Source organism: Bacillus sp. LQ16 (assembly GCF_057784645.1).
Genome location: NZ_CM173491.1, coordinates 5362420 through 5381495 on the forward strand (window position 1 = coordinate 5362420; position 19076 = coordinate 5381495).

The 19076-nt window shown below is 35.8% G+C and carries 21 protein-coding genes; 1 reads left to right on the top strand and 20 read right to left on the bottom strand.

Annotated elements, in window-relative coordinates:
- Positions 1-175 precede the first annotated feature (175 nt).
- The 10 genes from dnaB to AC3EMB_RS27205 form a co-directional block, all read right to left on the bottom strand.
- Positions 176-1525, bottom strand: coding sequence for a replicative DNA helicase (gene dnaB, locus AC3EMB_RS27160; RefSeq protein WP_366987110.1), 1350 nt, complete (start codon positions 1523-1525; stop codon positions 176-178).
- A gap of 27 nt (positions 1526-1552) precedes the next feature.
- Positions 1553-1999: a 50S ribosomal protein L9 gene (rplI, locus tag AC3EMB_RS27165; RefSeq protein ID WP_000864223.1), complete on the bottom strand. Its 447-nt coding sequence runs from the start codon at positions 1997-1999 to the stop codon at positions 1553-1555.
- Positions 1996-3969, bottom strand: a complete 1974-nt coding sequence (locus AC3EMB_RS27170) for a DHH family phosphoesterase (protein ID WP_001113779.1) — start codon at positions 3967-3969, stop codon at positions 1996-1998. Before AC3EMB_RS27170 ends, rplI begins: the two co-directional genes overlap by 4 nt.
- 78 nt (positions 3970-4047) lie before the next feature.
- Positions 4048-4983, bottom strand: a complete 936-nt coding sequence (locus AC3EMB_RS27175) for a YybS family protein (RefSeq protein ID WP_488517392.1) — start codon at positions 4981-4983, stop codon at positions 4048-4050.
- An 80-nt stretch (positions 4984-5063) separates the two neighbouring features.
- Positions 5064-5297, bottom strand: a complete 234-nt coding sequence (rpsR, locus tag AC3EMB_RS27180) for a 30S ribosomal protein S18 (protein ID WP_000918873.1) — start codon at positions 5295-5297, stop codon at positions 5064-5066.
- Between the two features lie 45 nt (positions 5298-5342).
- On the bottom strand, positions 5343-5864 hold the full coding sequence (gene ssb, locus AC3EMB_RS27185) for a single-stranded DNA-binding protein (protein WP_002094213.1): 522 nt from the start codon (positions 5862-5864) through the stop codon (positions 5343-5345).
- Between the two features lie 26 nt (positions 5865-5890).
- Positions 5891-6181, bottom strand: a complete 291-nt coding sequence (rpsF, locus tag AC3EMB_RS27190; RefSeq protein WP_001233781.1) for a 30S ribosomal protein S6 — start codon at positions 6179-6181, stop codon at positions 5891-5893.
- Positions 6182-6372: 191 nt separating this feature from the next.
- On the bottom strand, positions 6373-7473 hold the full coding sequence (ychF, locus tag AC3EMB_RS27195) for a redox-regulated ATPase YchF (RefSeq protein WP_000524670.1): 1101 nt from the start codon (positions 7471-7473) through the stop codon (positions 6373-6375).
- A gap of 115 nt (positions 7474-7588) precedes the next feature.
- Complete coding sequence (locus tag AC3EMB_RS27200; RefSeq protein ID WP_000435486.1) at positions 7589-7786, bottom strand: DUF951 domain-containing protein; 198 nt, start codon at positions 7784-7786, stop codon at positions 7589-7591.
- Positions 7787-7806: 20 nt separating this feature from the next.
- Positions 7807-8688: a mechanosensitive ion channel family protein gene (locus tag AC3EMB_RS27205; RefSeq protein WP_000365111.1), complete on the bottom strand. Its 882-nt coding sequence runs from the start codon at positions 8686-8688 to the stop codon at positions 7807-7809.
- A gap of 259 nt (positions 8689-8947) precedes the next feature.
- On the opposite strand from AC3EMB_RS27205, the gene yyaC reads away from it, so the two are divergent.
- Positions 8948-9544: a spore protease YyaC gene (yyaC, locus tag AC3EMB_RS27210; RefSeq protein ID WP_053563259.1), complete on the top strand. Its 597-nt coding sequence runs from the start codon at positions 8948-8950 to the stop codon at positions 9542-9544.
- Between the two features lie 20 nt (positions 9545-9564).
- Here the strand turns inward: yyaC and spo0J are convergent, their stop codons facing one another.
- From spo0J to rpmH, 10 genes are all read right to left on the bottom strand, one after another.
- Complete coding sequence (spo0J, locus tag AC3EMB_RS27215; protein ID WP_488517393.1) at positions 9565-10416, bottom strand: stage 0 sporulation protein Spo0J; 852 nt, start codon at positions 10414-10416, stop codon at positions 9565-9567.
- Entirely contained in the window at positions 10409-11170 is a 762-nt protein-coding gene (gene soj, locus AC3EMB_RS27220; protein WP_000516114.1) for a sporulation initiation inhibitor protein Soj, read from the bottom strand. The genes spo0J and soj overlap by 8 nt, the downstream gene beginning before the upstream one ends.
- Before the next feature lie 190 nt (positions 11171-11360).
- The gene (gene noc / locus AC3EMB_RS27225) at positions 11361-12233 is read right to left on the bottom strand and encodes a nucleoid occlusion protein (protein ID WP_000799016.1); all 873 of its coding nucleotides are present in this window, start codon (positions 12231-12233) and stop codon (positions 11361-11363) included.
- Between the two features lie 105 nt (positions 12234-12338).
- Positions 12339-13058 (bottom strand): 16S rRNA (guanine(527)-N(7))-methyltransferase RsmG, encoded by a 720-nt coding sequence (gene rsmG, locus AC3EMB_RS27230; protein WP_001019628.1) that lies wholly within the window; start codon positions 13056-13058, stop codon positions 12339-12341.
- A 22-nt stretch (positions 13059-13080) separates the two neighbouring features.
- Positions 13081-14970 (bottom strand): tRNA uridine-5-carboxymethylaminomethyl(34) synthesis enzyme MnmG, encoded by a 1890-nt coding sequence (mnmG, locus tag AC3EMB_RS27235; protein ID WP_000541052.1) that lies wholly within the window; start codon positions 14968-14970, stop codon positions 13081-13083.
- 46 nt (positions 14971-15016) lie between these two features.
- Positions 15017-16393, bottom strand: a complete 1377-nt coding sequence (mnmE, locus tag AC3EMB_RS27240) for a tRNA uridine-5-carboxymethylaminomethyl(34) synthesis GTPase MnmE (RefSeq protein ID WP_000393762.1) — start codon at positions 16391-16393, stop codon at positions 15017-15019.
- Between the two features lie 226 nt (positions 16394-16619).
- Positions 16620-17237, bottom strand: a complete 618-nt coding sequence (jag, locus tag AC3EMB_RS27245) for an RNA-binding cell elongation regulator Jag/EloR (protein WP_000022795.1) — start codon at positions 17235-17237, stop codon at positions 16620-16622.
- Entirely contained in the window at positions 17234-18001 is a 768-nt protein-coding gene (spoIIIJ, locus tag AC3EMB_RS27250; RefSeq protein WP_000727740.1) for a YidC family membrane integrase SpoIIIJ, read from the bottom strand. The genes jag and spoIIIJ overlap by 4 nt, the downstream gene beginning before the upstream one ends.
- 52 nt (positions 18002-18053) lie before the next feature.
- Positions 18054-18401 (bottom strand): ribonuclease P protein component, encoded by a 348-nt coding sequence (gene rnpA, locus AC3EMB_RS27255; RefSeq protein ID WP_000726621.1) that lies wholly within the window; start codon positions 18399-18401, stop codon positions 18054-18056.
- Between the two features lie 76 nt (positions 18402-18477).
- Positions 18478-18612 (bottom strand): 50S ribosomal protein L34, encoded by a 135-nt coding sequence (gene rpmH, locus AC3EMB_RS27260; protein WP_000831901.1) that lies wholly within the window; start codon positions 18610-18612, stop codon positions 18478-18480.
- Between the last annotated feature and the right edge of the window lie 464 nt (positions 18613-19076).

The window sequence follows — 19076 nt, forward strand, 5'->3', positions numbered from 1 at the left end:
CAATATAATTGTACCAAAACCGAAAAAGAAGTCAACCAAAAAGCGAACATTTTTTTATTAAAAATCATTTTCGTTCGTAAGAATTATGTTTTCACCTTATGAAAGCCTTATCTTTACACCATAAAAAAAGAAACACATCTTATTATAAGAAATGTGTTTCTTTTTTATACTGCCTTTATGCCCCATCCTCAAAGCGTCGTTCTAAGTTAACGAACTTATTGAACTCTTTGACGAATGCAAGTTCCACTGAACCTACTGGACCGTTACGTTGCTTTGCAATGATAATTTCAATCGTATTTTTATTTTCCGTTTCACGGTCATAGTAATCTTCACGATATAGGAAAGCTACAATATCAGCATCCTGCTCAATACTTCCAGATTCACGAATATCAGACATCATCGGGCGTTTATCCTGACGAGATTCTACACCACGAGATAACTGTGATAAGGCAATAACAGGCACTTGCAATTCACGTGCAATCCCTTTTAAAGTACGAGAAATCTCAGATACTTCCTGCTGACGGTTCTCACCTGATTTCCCACTTCCTTGAATAAGCTGTAAGTAGTCAATTAAAACCATTCCAAGACCTTGTTCTTGCTTTAGTCTACGACATTTTGCTCGAATCTCATTTACCTTAATTCCCGGTGTATCATCAATATATATACCGGCATTTGAAAGACTCCCCATCGCCATTGTTAATTTCGCCCAATCATCAGAAGTTAGTGACCCGGTACGAAGTCTTTGCGCATCGATATTTCCTTCTGCACAAAGCATACGCATAACAAGCTGATCGGAGCCCATCTCCAAACTAAAAATCGCTACATTTTCATCCGTTTTCGTCGCTACGTTTTGTGCGATATTTAATGAAAATGCAGTTTTCCCTACTGACGGACGTGCTGCTACAATGATTAAATCATTTCGCTGGAAACCTGCCGTCATCTTATCTAATTCAGTAAATCCAGTTGGTATCCCAGTAACTTCACCTTTTTGATTATGCAAAAGTTCAATTTTATCATAAGCATCCACAAGAACATCTTTAATATTTTGAAATGCTTTTGCATTCGTTTGATGGGATACTTCTAATATTTTTTTCTCGGCCTCATTTAAAAGGCCGTCCACGTCATCTTCTCTCTCGTATCCATCCGACACTATATGAGTCGCTGTTCGAATTAAACGTCGTAAAAGTGCCTTTTCAGCAATGATACGTGCATAATATTCAACGTTAGCAGCTGTTGGAACAACTTCTGCTAACTCTGCTAGATAAGACAATCCACCAACTTCTTCTAGTAATCCTTGATCAGCCATCGCTGATGTCATTATTACTAAGTCGATCGGTTCTCCTTTATCAGATAATCCAAGCATGACCTCAAAAATCTTTTGATGTTTCGTTCGATAGAATGAATCAGGTACCAATAACTCCGATGCTGACGTTAACGCATCTTGATCAATTAATATGGCACCTAAAACCGCCTGCTCGGCCTCTATATTATGCGGAGGGGTACGATCAGCAAGTACATCACTCATACGCAATCCTCCTTGCTTAATTTATTTTTATTGTTCACTAACATGAACTTTTACTGTCGCTGTTACTTGCGGATGCAATTTCACTGTTACATTTGTGTAGCCTAATGCACGAATTGCATCATCCATTTCAAATTTACGTTTATCAAGTTTAATTTTATGTGATTTTTGCATCGCATCTACGATTTGTTTGCTCGTAATAGAACCGAATAAACGGCCACCTTCTCCAGATTTCGCCTTTAATTCTACAGTTAATTTCTCTAAAGTCTCTTTTAACTCTTTTGCATTTTCAAGCTCTGCTGCTGCATCTTTTTCTTCTTTACGCTTTTGAGCTTCTAAAGTTTTCATACTGCTATTTGTTGCTTCAGCAGCTAATCCTTGTTTTAGTAAGAAGTTATTTGCATAGCCATCCGGTACGTTTTTTATTTCTCCTTTTTTACCTTTACCTTTTACGTCTTTTAGAAAAATTACTTTCATGATTGTGTGCCTCCCTGTAAATAGTCATCAATAACAAATCGAAGCTTCTCCTCAGCTTCATCTACTGTAACATTTTTCATTTGTGTGGCTGCATTAGTCAAATGCCCGCCACCGCCTAAGTTTTCCATAATTAGCTGCACATTCACTTCACCTAAAGACCTGCTGCTAATTCCAATGAGATTCTCACCACGTTTCGCAACAACAAATGATGCAATAATCCCTGTCATCGTTAATAACGTGTCTGCCGATTGCGCAATAAGCACTTGATCGTAGTAATCATCACTATCAACTTTAGCAATCGCAATTCCATTTTTATAAATGTACGCATTTTTTATAGCTTTTGCAACCCGTAAATACTGATCCATATCTTCCTTTAAAAGTTCTTGTACAAGTACAGTATCTGCACCATGTGAGCGTAAATAAGAAGCAGCATCAAATGTACGAGCCCCTGTCCGGAATGTGAAACTTTTCGTGTCGACAATAATACCTGCTAACAATGCCGTCGCTTCTAGCATTGTCATCTTTAAATTTTTAGGTTGATACTCAAGTAATTCTGTAACCAATTCTGCCGTTGAAGAAGCATATGGTTCCATATAAACTAGCAATGGGTCTTCAATAAAATCTTCCCCACGACGATGATGATCAATAACTACTACATTTTCAATTTTATGTAACAGTTTTTGCTCCATCACCATAGAAGGTTTATGCGTATCAACAACAACAAGTAACGACTCATCATTTGCAAATTCCATCGCTTGCTCTGGAGTAATAAAATGAGACCATAACTCCTCATTTTGTTTCACTTTGTCCATCAAGCGTTTAATTCCCTTATCAGAATCATTTTCATCTAATACAATATATCCTTTACGCTCGTTTAATTGAGCCACTTTTAAAATACCAATCGCAGCACCAATTGCGTCCATATCAGGAGCCCTATGCCCCATGATAATGACATTACTACTTTCTAATACTAAATCCTTTAACGCATGCGAAATGACCCTAGCACGTACACGGGTACGCTTTTCAACCGGATTTGTCTTACCTCCATAGAACTTAACTTTACCTGTCGCTTGTTTAATAGCTACTTGGTCTCCCCCGCGCCCAAGCGCAAGGTCTAAACCAGATTGAGCCATTGCCCCAAGCTCTGACAAAGGTAAATCACCTGATCCGACACCTACACTTAATGTAAGTGGTATATTCCTTTTAGATGTTTCTTCACGCACCTGATCTAAAATACTAAATTTCCCTTTCTCCATCTGCGTCAGAATACTTTCATTTAGCACAACGAAGAATCTTTCTGAAGATGCACGTTTTAAATACGCACCATACTTAAGTGCCCATTCATTTAGTCGCGATGTCACAAGACTTGTTATATTCGTACGTAATTGATCATCTAATCCTTGTGTAACTTCATCATAATTATCCAAATAAATTACAGCTAAAACAGTGCGTTGATCCTCATACATCTTTTCGATTTCCGTTTGTTCCGTTACATCAAAGAAATAAATTAACTTTTCTTCTTTCCTTACAAAAACACGAAACTTTCGATTATTTAAAGAGACTATATCATCAGAAGTTTCTCCTTTAATGAAAAGAAGTAATGTTTCTGATACATCGTAAAGGTGCCATCCAGCTAACGCATGCTGTCCCAGGCATGAAGATAAATAAGGATTTGCCCAATCAATCCCGTAATCCTTATTGTATAACAAAATACCAATCGGCATTTGGTTAAATGCTTCATTACTGACTTTCTTTACCCTCGTAATCATATCTGTCGTATGCTTTTCGAAATTCCTTTGAAAATTAAGTTCAAATCGTATAACGATAAAGAACACGATACAAAAAATGATAAAAGCAGCTATCCCCATAATTAAATGAAAATAACAGAGAATTGAAATGAGCACAAACACAAAAAATGCCAATACATAAACAGGATATAAAAACCACTGTTTCTTATCAAATTCAGGCATGTATACAACTCCTATAAAGTAAAACTAACTCACCTTCCAGTTAGTTAAACAGATTAAAATAGTATAAGGAATATTATTTTATTCCCCTATTTTAGAACGCAACGAAATCCCTAAGTCAATTATACCTAAGATTGTCACAAGAGGAAACAGCATCGGAATAAACATGCATACAATAAAACTAATAATAGGAACCCCTTTTGTAAAACCTTTTCTATACGCTAAAAAGGAAATGAATGTCAGCCCTTGTAGTACAAGCAATAGTGCAAATATGACATATAGGTTAGAAAATACCATATGTAAATATGATGTTGGATCTACTTTTATAAAAGTTGCTAACAAAATAAATATAACGTAATACCAAACAATACTCTTTGGTAATTGTAGATCTTTAAATTTAGGCCAAGGTATAATGTCGTGTTTTAACTTTTTCAAAACACTACCTGATATTATCACTGTAATCCAAGAAAAACATACTGAAACTAGAACAAGTATACTTGGAAATAACAATTGTAATATATCATTCATTTGTGTAAGCAACTCTTTTTGTTCCTTACTAATCGGCATACCTATAGCACTTACTATCTTTTCACTTTGTACCATACTTTCACTAAACACACTTTGCATTTGCTTCATTATATCTATGTTGAAAAACTTTATACTCGCAACATAAATAAGTACAAAACCAATTAAGTATGCAAGCGTCCCCGCTATTAAGATTTCCACTGGCTTTTTTCTTGTTTTATACGTATACCCTAAAACAATCCCTATCAATCCAAACATAGTTGTCTTCACTAAATTCATAGGTTGACTCACAATAATAGTAACAAAAAGTGCTGCTACAAAAATCACAAGCACATTAGATAGTTTATGTCTTATCGTTAATAGTATAAATGGTAACGGCAACGCAAAAGTTACAACAGTACCTAAAATCGGAACATACATAGATATAAGCAATAAAATTGCATATATAGCTAATAACGCTGCGCCTTCTGTAATAAACTTTGTTTGTTTCACATTTTAACCTCTCTTTCAAAAAAGAAAAGCATAGCAAAATGCACAGTAGAGTCCGACTCTACTGTGCATTTCATACGCTATTATTCACCAACATATGGTAAAAGTGCCATTTGACGAGCACGTTTAATTGCAACTGTAAGTTTGCGTTGGTATTTTGCGCTTGTCCCTGTTACACGACGAGGTAAAATTTTACCACGCTCAGAAACGAAACGTTTTAATAAATCAACATCTTTATAGTCAATGCGAGTGATGCCGTTAGCTGTGAAGAAACACACCTTACGACGTTTCGCACGTCCACCTTTGCGTCCTGCCATGTCTATTTCCCTCCATTCTTTGTTAAAACTAACAAATTTACTGTATTAGAACGGTAAATCGTCGTCGGAAATGTCGATCGGTTGACCTACATTTGAAAATGGATCGTCATTCTTCGTAAATCCAGAGTTCCCTTGATTACCTTGGTTACCTGAATTACTAGATTGACCAAATGGGTTAGAGCCTTGGTTACCGAAACCAGCTCCTGATGGTTGCTGATTGAATGAACCACGTTGCTCCCCACCGCCATTACGCGGCTCTAAAAATTGTACGCTTTCCGCAAGAACTTCTGTTACATATACACGTTTACCGTCTTGTCCATCGTAATTACGAGTTTGAAGACGTCCATCTACGCCTGCTAAGCTTCCTTTTTTCAAATAATTTGCTACGTTTTCTGCTTGTTTACGCCATATTACACAATTAATAAAGTCAGCTTCACGCTCACCTTGTTGATTCGCAAATGCGCGATTCACAGCTAACGTAAAAGTAGCTACTGCAACACCATTGGGCGTGTAACGTAAGTCAGGGTCCTTAGTTAAACGACCAACGAGGATAACACGATTCATCAATCGAACCACTCTCCCTTATATATCAATTATTTTTCTTCTTCTTTAACAACGATATGACGAAGGATGTCTTCGTTGATCTTAGCTAAACGGTCGAATTCGTTAATCGCTTCTGCGTTAGAGTTCACGTTTAAGATCATGTAGAAACCTTCACGTAAGTCGTTGATTTCGTAAGCTAAACGACGCTTACCCCACTCTTTCGTGTTAATGATTTCTGCACCATTGTTTGTTAAAACACCTGCAAAACGTTCAACTAAAGCTTTTTGAGCTTCTTCTTCAACGCCAGGACGAATGATGTACATAATTTCGTACTTTCTCATTACACTTTCACCTCCTTTTGGTCTAAACGGCCCATAATGGGCAAGGAGCAATTAATTTATAGTAATTACTCACGAGTTTAGATTATATCATAGTAAGTTATATGAATCAACTCACCAATACATAAAAAACTTGGCAAACATATAATATATTCGCCAAGCTCATATCTTTATTTTTCCTAGGAAATATTAGATTAAACGTTAAAACGGAAGTGCATAACATCTCCGTCTTTTACGATATACTCTTTTCCTTCTAAACGTACTTTTCCAGCTTCTTTTGCAGCTGTCATAGAACCGTTTGTCATTAAGTCATCGTAAGAAACTGTTTCTGCACGAATAAACCCACGCTCAAAGTCTGTATGAATAACACCAGCACATTGTGGTGCCTTCATACCTTGTTTAAATGTCCAAGCACGTACTTCTTGAACGCCAGCTGTAAAGTAAGTAGCAAGTCCTAATAAGTCATATGCTGCACGAATTAATTGATCTAAACCAGACTCTTCAATACCTAGTTCTTCAAGGAATACTTTTTTCTCTTCCTCGTCTAATTCAGCGATTTCTGATTCGATTTTTGCACATACAACGATTACTTGAGAATTTTCATTTTCTGCAAATTCTTTTACCATTTGTACGTATTTATTTTCCGAAGGATCGATAACATCGTCTTCACTTACGTTCGCTACGTATAACATTTCTTTTGTTGTAAGTAAATGAAGGCCTTTAACAATCTTCATCTGCTCTTCTGTAAATTCAACAGTACGAGCCGGTTTCCCCTCTTCAAAAGCCTCTTTTAAACGAACTAAAATTTCATGCTCATATACAGCTTCTTTATCTTTTTGTCTTGCTAATTTCGCAACACGCTCGATACGCTTATCAACAGACTCTAAGTCCGCTAAAATTAGCTCTAAGTTGATTGTTTCGATATCATCAATTGGATCTACTTTCCCTGAAACATGCGTAATATTTTCGTCTTCAAAACAACGAACAACTTGGCAAATTGCATCTACTTGACGAATGTGAGATAAGAATTTATTTCCTAAACCTTCACCTTTACTAGCACCTTTTACGATACCTGCAATATCAGTAAACTCAAATACAGTCGGAACAGTCTTTTTCGGTTCTACTAATTCCGTTAATTTATTTAAACGCTCATCTGGTACTTCTACAATCCCTACGTTTGGATCAATTGTACAGAATGGATAGTTTGCAGATTCTGCTCCTGCTTGTGTAATTGCATTAAATAAAGTGGACTTACCTACGTTAGGTAATCCAACAATCCCAGCCGTTAATCCCATATTTTTCACTCCTATGTCTCAATCTTTCATCATTATAGATAGTAACGAAAAAAATGACAAGTTTCCGCCAAACGAAAAAAAGTAACAGTTACCTACTGTAACTGTTACTCTCCCTCTATTCTTCGTGCTTCACAAGTATTTTTTTCACCTTACGATCAAACTCTCTTCGAGTAATCATTACTGAATGGTCACATCCCTCGCACTTAATGCGGATATCCATTCCCATACGAATAATTTTCCAACGATTCTCGCCACATGGATGTGCTTTCTTCATTTCCACAACATCGTACAAGTTATATTCCTTTTGCTCCACTCTTCAAACTCCTCTCCATACTAAATTGCTTTTCCACTAACCAATTCTTCACGATTGTATAAAACCATACGTGGATATGGAATTTCAATTCCATGTAAATCAAGACGATTTTTAATCTCTTTACGAAGTGCCCTTGCAATAACTGCATGTTGCATCGGCTCTACTTCAGCGATAACGCGTAATATAACTTCTGATGCAGCTAACGTTTGCACACCTAATAATTGAGGTGTTGTTACCATTTTTTCATACTTTGAAGGTAACTCTACTAATAAATCTTCAATAACCTGTTCTGCTTTCGCAATATCAGCCTCATATGAAATAGATACATCAACAAACGCTACACTATTACTAACTGAGTAGTTAGTAACTTGAATAATACTTCCATTTGGTAAAGTATGAATTTCACCTGTCCAACTCTTTACTTTCGTTGTACGAAGTCCAATTTCTAAAACGACTCCTTCAAATTGACCGATTTTAACATAATCGCCAACTGAAAACTGATCTTCTAGCAAAATAAATAAACCTGTAATAACATCTTTCACTAAACTTTGAGCACCAAATCCGACTGCTAAACCAATTACCCCAGCACCCGCTAATAAACCTGATGCATTAATATCAAACACACCTAAAATCGCAATTAGCATAATGAACATAACAACATACGCTACAATATTTTCAAGTAATTTCGCCACTGTAACTGTACGACGTTCTGAAATTTGAATTGGAGAACGGCTCCCCATACGAAACGCATTTCGTACAACCGCTCTTGCAATTCGCACAACAACTGCACCAATTATTAAAATAATACATATTTTTAATGTCGCAACTCCAATATGAGCCCAACGATCAGCATCTAATAAATACTGTTTCGTAGAATTAAACCACTTCGTTAATAAATCCATGTACCTCTACCTCTCTAGCTAAAATTTCTTTTTAGTTATCCTTATTATTGTATCAGAAGTCCTCTAATTGCTGAAAAAATTTTATGATTTTAATCCTATTTTATCCCCGCCATTCAGGTATAAAATGGAACGAATATATATATACTAGTACTATTATTTCCGTTTTCATTCACATTTTGCAAAAATTACGCACTTATAGCTTTCCATTTTTCTCACCATATAACATATATTGAAAATTTATTAAAAGGATGGGTGCTTCATGAACATTGGAAGTTTTCGCTTACCATTTTTTGAGAAAGAAACTCAAAACGTTATGCACCAAGATCTAGAAGCCTCTGAGATAATCAGTAATTTCTTACTTACCCATATTCCTATTAAAACTAATATACCACTCATTCTCGTTTGTATCGGAACAGATCGTTCTACAGGTGACGCACTCGGCCCGTTAGTTGGTACAAAACTTGAACAAATAGACATAAAAAACCTCCAAATATTCGGTACACTAGATGAGCCAGTACATGCACTAAATTTAGAAGAAAAAATTCAGAATATACAGAAAGAACATCCTACTGCATTTATAATTGCTGTTGATGCATGTTTAGGAAAGTCCCAAAATATTGGGTCAATCACTACTGGAAAGGGACCTAGTAAACCGGGTGCTGCTATGAATAAGAAATTACCTGCAGTTGGTGATCTGCATATACACGGTATCGTCAATCTAAATGGGTTTATGGAGTTTTTCGTTCTTCAAAATACAAGATTAAGTTTAGTCATGAAAATGGCTGATGTAATCGCACAAAGTATAAAAGAGACGGATCAAAAATTATCCGCATTAAAAAAAGCAAACCATCTATAAATAATAAGATGGTTTGCTTTTTAATTTTTCTGTGCTAATAGTTCTAAAATACGATTTAAATCTTCTTTATTAAAAAATTCAATTTCGATTTTACCTTTTTCTTTTTTCGTCTCTTTAATTTTCACATCTGTGCCAAACTTTTCTCTTAAGAACGTTTCACGTTCTACGAAAAATATATTTCGCTCTTTTTTCACTTTTTTTGTTTCACGTGAAACGTGTTGATTAATCTCTTGGACGATTTTCTCTAATTGACGAACATTTAATCCTTCTTTTTCAATGCGTTTCAATAAGGACTTCAATTGTTCTTCGTCTTTTATCGTAAGTAAAGTTCTCCCATGAGCCATTGAAAGTTGACCATTTGCAATCATATCTTGGACGAACGAAGGGAGGCTTAATAACCGAGTATAATTTGCAATGTAAGGTCTGCTTTTGCCAAGACGTTTCGCTAATTGTTCTTGCGTTACATTTAGCTCATTTATTAACATCTGGTATGCCATTGCCTCTTCCATAGGATTTAAATCTTCTCGTTGTAAGTTTTCTAACAAAGCAAATTCCATCATTTGCTGTTCAGTTAATTGTCTTACAACCGCAGGTACCTTTTCTAAACCAGCCTCCTTTGCAGCACGAAATCGTCTTTCACCTGCAACGATTTCATATCCTTTAATACTCTTTCTAGCAATTAATGGTTGTAGAATACCGTGTTCCTTAATCGAAATTGCTAATTCCTGAATAGCCTCTTTATTAAAGTGTTTACGCGGTTGATATGGATTTGGCCTTAATTCAGTTACAATAATCTCCTGAATTGTTTCCTCTTCTTTCACATCTAAATCAGGAAAAAACACATTAATTCCTCTTCCTAATCCTTTAGCCACCTGCAATCACTTCCTCTGCTAAATCTATATATACTTCTGCTCCTCTTGATTTAGCGTCATACTGCATAATAGGTTTCCCATGACTTGGAGCCTCGCTCAAGCGTACATTACGCGGAATAATCGAGCGATATACTTTATCCCTAAAATACTTTTTCACTTCATCTATAACTTGGATCCCTAAATTTGTACGAGCATCCAACATTGTTAACAATACGCCTTGAATTGCTAAATTTTTATTTAAATGTTTTTGTACAAGTCGAACTGTATTTAATAGCTGACTTAATCCTTCTAGTGCATAATATTCACACTGTACAGGAATAATAACAGAATCTGCTGCTGTTAATGCATTAATCGTTAATAACCCTAAAGACGGGGGACAGTCGATAATAATATAATCATATTCATCACGAACTGGCTGTAATGCTCTTTGCAAACGTACTTCCCGGGAAATAGTCGGTACCAATTCAATTTCAGCACCAGCCAATTGAATTGTAGCGGGTAGAACATCTAAGTTTTCAGTTGCGGTTTTCTGTATAACCCCTTGAACATCTGCATCTTCCACAAGAACGTTGTAAATACATTGATCTAATTCAGATTTTTCAATTCCCACACCAGTCGTTGCATTTCCTTGAGCATCAATATCTACAAGAAGGACTTTTTTACCTACTTGCGCCAATCCAGCCCCTAAATTAACAGATGTTGTGGTTTTTCCAACACCGCCTTTTTGATTAGCAATAGCAATGATTTTTCCCATGATGTCACCTACTTTCAACCTTTCTATCTTATTCTAGTAACAATTACGTTTATTGTAACATGAAATAAAACTTTTTCTTTTACGTCCTTTATTAAACTTCAAAATTTATTTCTAAACTCCTTCTTCATTTAACAAGAAAATATAGTAAAAGAGACCTCTCCAATAGGATAAGGTCTCTAACACGTCATTATTATTTTTTCTTTGGAATTTTAATTGTAATTTGATAGTACTCATCAAATTCTTCTTCCTCAGAATTAACATTTAAACCACTTTCAGTAACCATTTGTAAAGATTGCCTAATTGTATTCATAGCAATCCTCGTATCTCGACTTACTGCTTTTTGCTTTGCCTTACGCTTCGGTTTTGCTTCCTCTAGTAACTTCGCAATTCGTTCTTCTGTTTGCTTTACATTCAGTTGTTTCTCCACAATTTCCTGTAAAACCTTCAGTTGTAATTCCTCATTTTTTAAAGGAATGAGAGCGCGGGCATGACGTTCTGTAATGCTTTTTTCTAATAATGCACTTTTTATTTCTTCAGGCAACTTTAACAATCGCAACTTATTTGCGATTGTAGATTGTCCTTTTCCAAGTCGTTGTGCCAATGCTTCTTGTGTTAAATTATGTAACTCAATCAGCTTTTGATATGCCACAGCTTCCTCGATTGCCGTTAGTTCCTCACGTTGCAAGTTTTCAATTAAAGCTACAGAAGCTGTCTCTGTATCATTTAAGTTCTTTATAATTGCAGGAACCTTTTCCCAACCTAACTTTGTTGCCGCGCGAAAACGTCTTTCTCCAGCAATAATCTCATACTTATCGTCCTCATATTGCCTTACAACAATCGGCTGAATAAGTCCATGTGTACGAATCGTTAATGCTAGCTCATCAATACGCGCATCATCAAAAACTGTTCTTGGTTGATAACGGTTAGGGGTAATATTTACTATCGGAATTTCTTGTATTTCCTCATATACCTTTTTATCTATCTCTTCATGGCTTTCGTCTTGTAATTCGAATTCGCTCTCTTTATCTCCAAAGCCAAATAAACGAGAAAACGTATTTTTCATACATATTCCACCACCTTTTAGGCCTATTGACTATTCTCCATAAAATGTTTCCTATGAAACATTTACGTTTTCATTTATATAATTTAATCTTACGTCTAATAAGATTTATTTTTCAATAGGTAATTTATTGGGTGTTCCCGGTTTGCGTGGATATTTCTTTGGTGTCTTGCGCTTTTTCTCGATTAATAAAATATTACGTTCACTCTCTTCAAACGGTAATTGGAACGTAGACATCTCTTTTAACTCTCCGCCTAGAACCTCTAAAGCATACTTGCCATTTTCGATTTCTTCGTTTGCTGCTGCACCTTTCATTGCAATGAATGTTCCTCCAACTTTTACAAGTGGTAAACATAGCTCACTTAATACAGAAAGACGCGCAACTGCACGTGCCATTACAATATCGTATGATTCACGTACACCTTCTTTTTTCCCAAATGTTTCAGCACGATCATGACAAAATGCAACATCACTTAATTCTAACTTTTGTGCTAAGTGATTTAAGAAATTAATACGTTTTTGCAATGAATCTACAATTGTTACTTTTAAGTGCGGGAAACAGATTTTTAAAGGAATACTTGGGAATCCAGCCCCTGCACCAACATCACAAATTGAGAATGGTTTTGAAAAATCATAATAAAAAGCAGCTGTAATGGAATCAAAAAAGTGTTTTAAGTATACTTCTTCTTTTTCTGTAATAGCCGTTAAGTTCATTTTTTCATTCCACTCTACTAATGTTTCAAAGTAGATTTTGAACTGCTCTAATTGTCTAGAAGAGAGGGTGATTCCCTTCTCTTCTAGCATAGATTGAAATTGTTCTATGTTCATCTAGCAATATCTCCTTACTATGTTATTGGTTCGATACGCGCGCAATTTTTCCTTGTTCTATATACACAAGTAAAATGGAAATATCCGCTGGATTTACGCCAGAAATACGTGAAGCCTGCCCCATTGAAAGTGGACGAACATCTTTCAATTTCTGTCTAGCTTCTGAAGCAAGGCTAGAAATCGCGTCATAATCAATATCTACAGGGATTTTTTTACTCTCCATTTTCTTCATTCGCTCTACTTGCTGTAAAGATTTTTCAATATATCCTTCGTACTTAATCTGAATTTCAACTTGTTCTGTAACTTCATCACTTAATTCTACTTCACTTGGTACTAAAAGATGAATATGCTCATATGTCATCTCTGGACGACGTAATAAGTCACTTGCACGTATTCCATCTTTCAATTCACTTCCGCCAATATTGCGAATTAATTCTTGAACTTCAGGACGTGGTTTAATAATAATGCTGCTTAAACGTTCCTTTTCCTGTTCAATTTGTAATTTTTTATTTGTAAATCGCTCATATCGCTCTTCTTTAATTAATCCAATTTCACGACCAACTTCAGTTAAACGAAGATCAGCATTATCGTGGCGTAATAATAGACGGTATTCTGCACGAGACGTTAATAAACGATATGGTTCATTTGTACCTTTCGTTACAAGATCATCAATTAAGACACCAATATAAGCATCCTCGCGGCCTAAAACAACTTCTTTTTTACCTAAAGAACGGCATGCTGCATTAATCCCAGCCATAAGCCCTTGTCCTGCCGCCTCTTCGTAACCAGAAGTTCCATTAATTTGTCCTGCTGTATATAAATTTTTAATCTTTTTCGTTTCCAGTGTTGGCCATAATTGTGTTGGCACAATTGCATCATATTCAATCGCATAACCTGTGCGCATCATTTCAACATTTTCTAGGCCTGGAATTGTTCTAAGCATGTCACGTTGTACATCTTCTGGTAGGCTTGTGGATAAACCTTGTACATATACTTCTTGTGTATTACGCCCTTCTGGCTCTAAGAAAATTTGATGACGTGGTTTGTCATTAAATCTTACTACTTTGTCTTCAATAGAAGGACAGTACCTAGGGCCTGTTCCTTTAATCATACCAGAATACATAGCTGAACGATGTAAATTTTCATCTATTAAACGGTGTGTTTCTGTACTTGTATATGTCAACCAACATGGAATTTGATCCATAATAAATTTCGTTGTTTCAAAAGAGAACGAACGCGGCTTATCATCACCTGGTTGAATTTCTGTTTTACTGTAGTCAATTGTATTACTGTTTACACGCGGAGGTGTCCCTGTTTTAAATCTAACAAGATCAAATCCGAGCTCCTCTAAATGCTCAGATAATGTAATAGACGGTTGTTGATTATTTGGACCGCTTGAATATTTTAAATCGCCCATGATAATCTCGCCACGTAAAAATGTTCCAGTCGTAATTACAACGGTTTTCGCTGTATATTCTGCACCAGCTTGTGTAACTACCCCTTTACATATACCTTCTTCAACGATTAAACGCTCTACCATTCCTTGGAACAACGTTAAGTTTGGTGTTTCTTCAATTGTTTTCTTCAATTCATGTTGGTAAGAGAATTTATCAGCTTGCGCTCGAAGTGCACGTACAGCTGGACCCTTACCTGTATTTAGCATACGCATTTGAATATGAGTTTTATCAATATTACGTCCCATTTCTCCGCCTAATGCATCAATTTCACGAACAACAATCCCTTTTGCTGGTCCACCAACAGAAGGGTTACATGGCATGAATGCTACCATATCTAAGTTAATTGTTAACATTAATGTTTTTGAGCCCATTCGTGCTGCCGCAAGACCAGCTTCACATCCTGCATGACCTGCACCGATTACTATGACATCGTATGAACCGGCATTGTATCCCATTGTTTATTCCTCCTAATAATCTCTATCTTTCTAAAACATCACTATATTATTTTCCTAAACAAAATTGAGAGAACAACTGGTCAATTAGGCTTTCATGGACTGTGTCACCAGTAATTTCACCAAGTATTTCCCACGTTCTTGTTAAATCAATTTGCACCATATCAATTGGTACACCATTTTCTATTGCCTCAATTGCATCACCGATTGTTTGTCCCGCTTGTGTTAATAATCCAATATGTCTCGCATTAGAAACATATGTCATATCTGTAGAATCGATTGTTCCTTCAAAGAATAAATCAGCTATTGCCTTCTCGAGTTCATCTATTCCTTGTTCCTCAATTAAGGATGTTGTAATAACGCGATTTCCCTCGGCTAACTCTGTAACACGTTCCATATCAATCGCTTGCGGTAAATCAGTCTTATTCACAATAACAATAAAGTCTTTTCCTTGTACCGCATGGAATAGATCTTCATCCTCATTTGTTAAAGCCTCGCTATAGTTGACAACAACTAATACTAAATCTGCTTGGCTCATCATTTCTTTTGAACGCTCCACACCAATTCGTTCAACAACATCTTCTGTCTCACGAATACCGGCTGTATCTATAAGTTTAAGAGGTACGCCACGCACATTAACGTACTCTTCAATAACATCACGAGTTGTTCCTGCAATATCAGTTACAATTGCTTTTTTCTCCTGAACAAGGCTATTTAATAACGATGATTTTCCAACATTAGGCCTACCGATAATTGCTGTAGCAATACCTTCACGTAAGATTTTACCTTGTTTTGATGTTTCTAATATTTTTTCGATTTCCGAACGAACATGCGTTGCTTTCTCAATTAAAATATTATGTGTCATCTCTTCTACATCATCGTATTCTGGATAATCTATATTTACCTCAACATGAGCTAATGTTTCTAATATTTCTTGACGTAAGCGACCAATTAATTTAGATAATCGCCCTTCCATTTGATTAATTGCTACATTCATCGCACGATCTGTTTTTGCTCGAATCAAATCCATAACAGCTTCTGCTTGTGATAAATCGATACGTCCATTTAAAAAAGCACGTTTTGTAAATTCGCCCGGTTCTGCCAATCGTACTCCTTGCGCTAGAATAAGTTGCAATACTTTATTTACTGAAACAAGTCCGCCATGACAGTTAATTTCCACTATATTTTCACGTGTAAAAGTCCTCGGTGCGCGCATAATAGACACCATAACTTCTTCAATAACTTGATTTGTATCTAAATCAACGATATGACCATAATGAATAGTATGAGAAGAAACCTCTGTTAAATCCTTCCCTTTAAAAATACGGTCAACTTTCTCAACCGCATCATCCCCACTTACTCGAACAATGGCAATTGCACCCTCTCCAAGCGCTGTGGAAATCGCAGCAATTGTATCAAATTCCATGTCCTTTCACCTCACTTGCTTATTTATCTCTATTTCAACATGATTATTTCTTTCACTAAATTATTAGGATACCATAACGAACCTATCTACAAAAGAAGAATAACTCATTTTATTATATCCCCATGTAAAAAACACTAAACTTATTCACAGTGGATAAGTTTAGTGTTTTTTAGTTATCCACATCTGTTTTTCGCTCAAAAAAACCGGCACTCATTTGAGCAACCGGTCATTTAGGAGATATTACAACATGCCGATGTGGTTCATTTCCTTCAGAAGTTGTTTTGATACCTTGATGATTTGATAATGCCTGATGAATAATTTTTCGTTCAAAAGATGGCATCGGTTCTAAAATAACTCTTTTTTTCGTATTAGATACTTGTTTCGCTAATCGATAAGAAAGTGATTCTAACGTACTTTTTCTTTTACTACGATAATTTTCAGCATCTAGTGTAATACCGATATACTGCTTCGTGTTACGATTTGCGACAAGTTTTGTTAAATACTGTAAAGAGTTCAATGTATTACCTCTTTTTCCAATTAAAACTCCTACATCATCACCAGAAATTGTAAATTCAATCTCGCGTCCTTTTACAATTTTACTAATTTCAACTTCCACACCCATATTGTGAATAACATTTCTTAAATATTCTTCACATTCCTGAATTGGATCTTTCTTCAATACAACTTCTACTACTGCAGGACGATTCCCAAATAAACCTAAGAACCCTCTTTTACCCTCATCGACAATATTTATATCTACTCGATCTTTTGATGTGTTTAATTGCCTTAAAGCATCCTCTACTGCCAGCTCGACTGTTTGTCCTTTAGCAGTAATTATACTCACTTGCTTGAGCCTCCAGCTTTGTTAGCCTTAATCTCTGGCCCTTTGATAAAGTACATTTGAGCAATACCAAAGATATTACCAACAACCCAGTAAAGTGATAATGCAGCTGGGAAGTTAATTGCAAAGATTAAAATCATAATCGGCATAAGCCAAAGCATCATTGCCATTTGCGGATTTTGACCAGCTGTTCCTGCCATTGCAAGCTTTTGCTGAATAAATGTCGTAATTGCCGCAACAACTGGTAAGATATAGAACGGATCTGCCTGTCCTAAATCAAACCATAAAAATGTATGTTCACTAATTGCTGTTGTTCTCATAATCGCATGATAAAACGCGAATAAAATAGGCATCTGAACAAATATCGGTAAACATCCTGCCAATGGATTTACACCATTCTTTTGATATAACTGCATCATTTCTTGTTGTAGTTTTTGCTGCGTTGCTTGATCTTTAGAACTATATTTCTCTTTTAACTTCACCATTTCTGGTTGTAACGCTTGCATTGCCTTTGTACTCTTCGTTTGTTTAATCATTAATGGTAATAATGCAAAACGAATGATAAGAGTTGTAATAACAATTGCTAAACCGTAATTACTGTTAAATAAGTCGGCAAAATACGTGATTAACTGAGAAAGTGGATATACGAAATATTCATTCCAAATCCCAGTACTTTTCGATGTAATCGGCTGACCCGTTTCACTACAACCGGTGGCAATCGCCATTAATGCAACGACCATGGCTAGTAAACCTAATTTCTTTTTCAAAGCCTACTCCTCCTTGTTTCGGTATGTATATAGTGTAATTCATTTCCTTACGCTACTTTTTTATTCTTTTCATACCAGAGCGTTTAAAGACATGAATTAAGCTTTTCTTTACTTCTTCATATGTCATCTCTGCACAAGGCTTCCTTGCTATTATAACAAAATCTTTTCCAGAATCTATCTCATCTTTTAACTCTGTAATAGCCTGACGGACCATGCGCTTAATTCGATTACGAACTACTGCATTTCCTATTTTTTTGCTAACAGAAAGGCCGATGCGAAAGTTTGGCTGTTCTTCTTTATCTAATTGGTATACAACAAACTGACGATTCGCATTTGATTTTCCTTTTTGAAAAACCGCCTGGAATTCATCATTCTTCTTTATACGATGTTTTTTCTTCATATCAATTGACACTCCTGTATTTCATCAGCGGAAATTCACTATTATTAGAAAAAAAGACCACTGAACGATCAGTGGTCTACGCAGATAATACTTTTCTTCCTTTACGACGACGAGCTGCTAGCACTTTACGTCCGTTCGCTGTGCTCATACGGCTGCGGAAACCATGTACTTTGCTGCGCTTACGTTTATTTGGTTGGTAAGTTCTTTTCATTATATGACACCTCCCTGAGGAATATCTGTTAAAGACAGTCCTATAAATTATAGTTAATTAACTAGGAAAATGTCAATGGTTCTAGAAATTTTCATCAAATATTCATTTTGAACCTATTCACATACTTTTTCACAGCATCTATATTTCCTTGTGGATAAATGTTTTTTCACGTTTTTTATATCCACAAACTTTTTTCCCACTTTTACACAGTATATCGTGTTGTGGACAAGTTTATTCCACAAGGTATTGATTTTGTGGATAACTTTCTTAAATTCATTGCTATAGCCACTTTTTTTTGATATTATAGTTGTGTTTTCACTTTGAATAAGTTTTCCACACCTTTATCTTATCCACAATTTGTGTATAACATGTGGACAGTTTTAATCACATGTGGGTAAATAGTTGTCCACATTTGCTTTTTTTGTCGAAAACCCTATCTCATATACAAACGACGTTTTTAGGTT

What these genes read in the sequence shown, in the direction of transcription:
- dnaB (WP_366987110.1), bottom strand. Translation starts at nt 1,525, where the DNA reads ATGAGTGATGTACTTGCTGATCGTACCCCTCCGCATAATATAGAGGCC.
- rplI (WP_000864223.1), bottom strand. Translation starts at nt 1,999, where the DNA reads ATGAAAGTAATTTTTCTAAAAGACGTAAAAGGTAAAGGTAAAAAAGGA.
- AC3EMB_RS27170 (WP_001113779.1), bottom strand. Translation starts at nt 3,969, where the DNA reads ATGCCTGAATTTGATAAGAAACAGTGGTTTTTATATCCTGTTTATGTA.
- rpsR (WP_000918873.1), bottom strand. Translation starts at nt 5,297, where the DNA reads ATGGCAGGACGCAAAGGTGGACGTGCGAAACGTCGTAAGGTGTGTTTC.
- rpsF (WP_001233781.1), bottom strand. Translation starts at nt 6,181, where the DNA reads ATGAGAAAGTACGAAATTATGTACATCATTCGTCCTGGCGTTGAAGAA.
- ychF (WP_000524670.1), bottom strand. Translation starts at nt 7,473, where the DNA reads ATGGGATTAACGGCTGGGATTGTTGGATTACCTAACGTAGGTAAGTCC.
- AC3EMB_RS27205 (WP_000365111.1), bottom strand. Translation starts at nt 8,688, where the DNA reads ATGGATTTATTAACGAAGTGGTTTAATTCTACGAAACAGTATTTATTA.
- yyaC (WP_053563259.1), top strand. Translation starts at nt 8,948, where the DNA reads ATGAACATTGGAAGTTTTCGCTTACCATTTTTTGAGAAAGAAACTCAA.
- soj (WP_000516114.1), bottom strand. Translation starts at nt 11,170, where the DNA reads ATGGGAAAAATCATTGCTATTGCTAATCAAAAAGGCGGTGTTGGAAAA.
- noc (WP_000799016.1), bottom strand. Translation starts at nt 12,233, where the DNA reads ATGAAAAATACGTTTTCTCGTTTATTTGGCTTTGGAGATAAAGAGAGC.
- rsmG (WP_001019628.1), bottom strand. Translation starts at nt 13,058, where the DNA reads ATGAACATAGAACAATTTCAATCTATGCTAGAAGAGAAGGGAATCACC.
- mnmG (WP_000541052.1), bottom strand. Translation starts at nt 14,970, where the DNA reads ATGGGATACAATGCCGGTTCATACGATGTCATAGTAATCGGTGCAGGT.
- mnmE (WP_000393762.1), bottom strand. Translation starts at nt 16,393, where the DNA reads ATGGAATTTGATACAATTGCTGCGATTTCCACAGCGCTTGGAGAGGGT.
- rnpA (WP_000726621.1), bottom strand. Translation starts at nt 18,401, where the DNA reads ATGAAGAAAAAACATCGTATAAAGAAGAATGATGAATTCCAGGCGGTT.
- rpmH (WP_000831901.1), bottom strand. Translation starts at nt 18,612, where the DNA reads ATGAAAAGAACTTACCAACCAAATAAACGTAAGCGCAGCAAAGTACAT.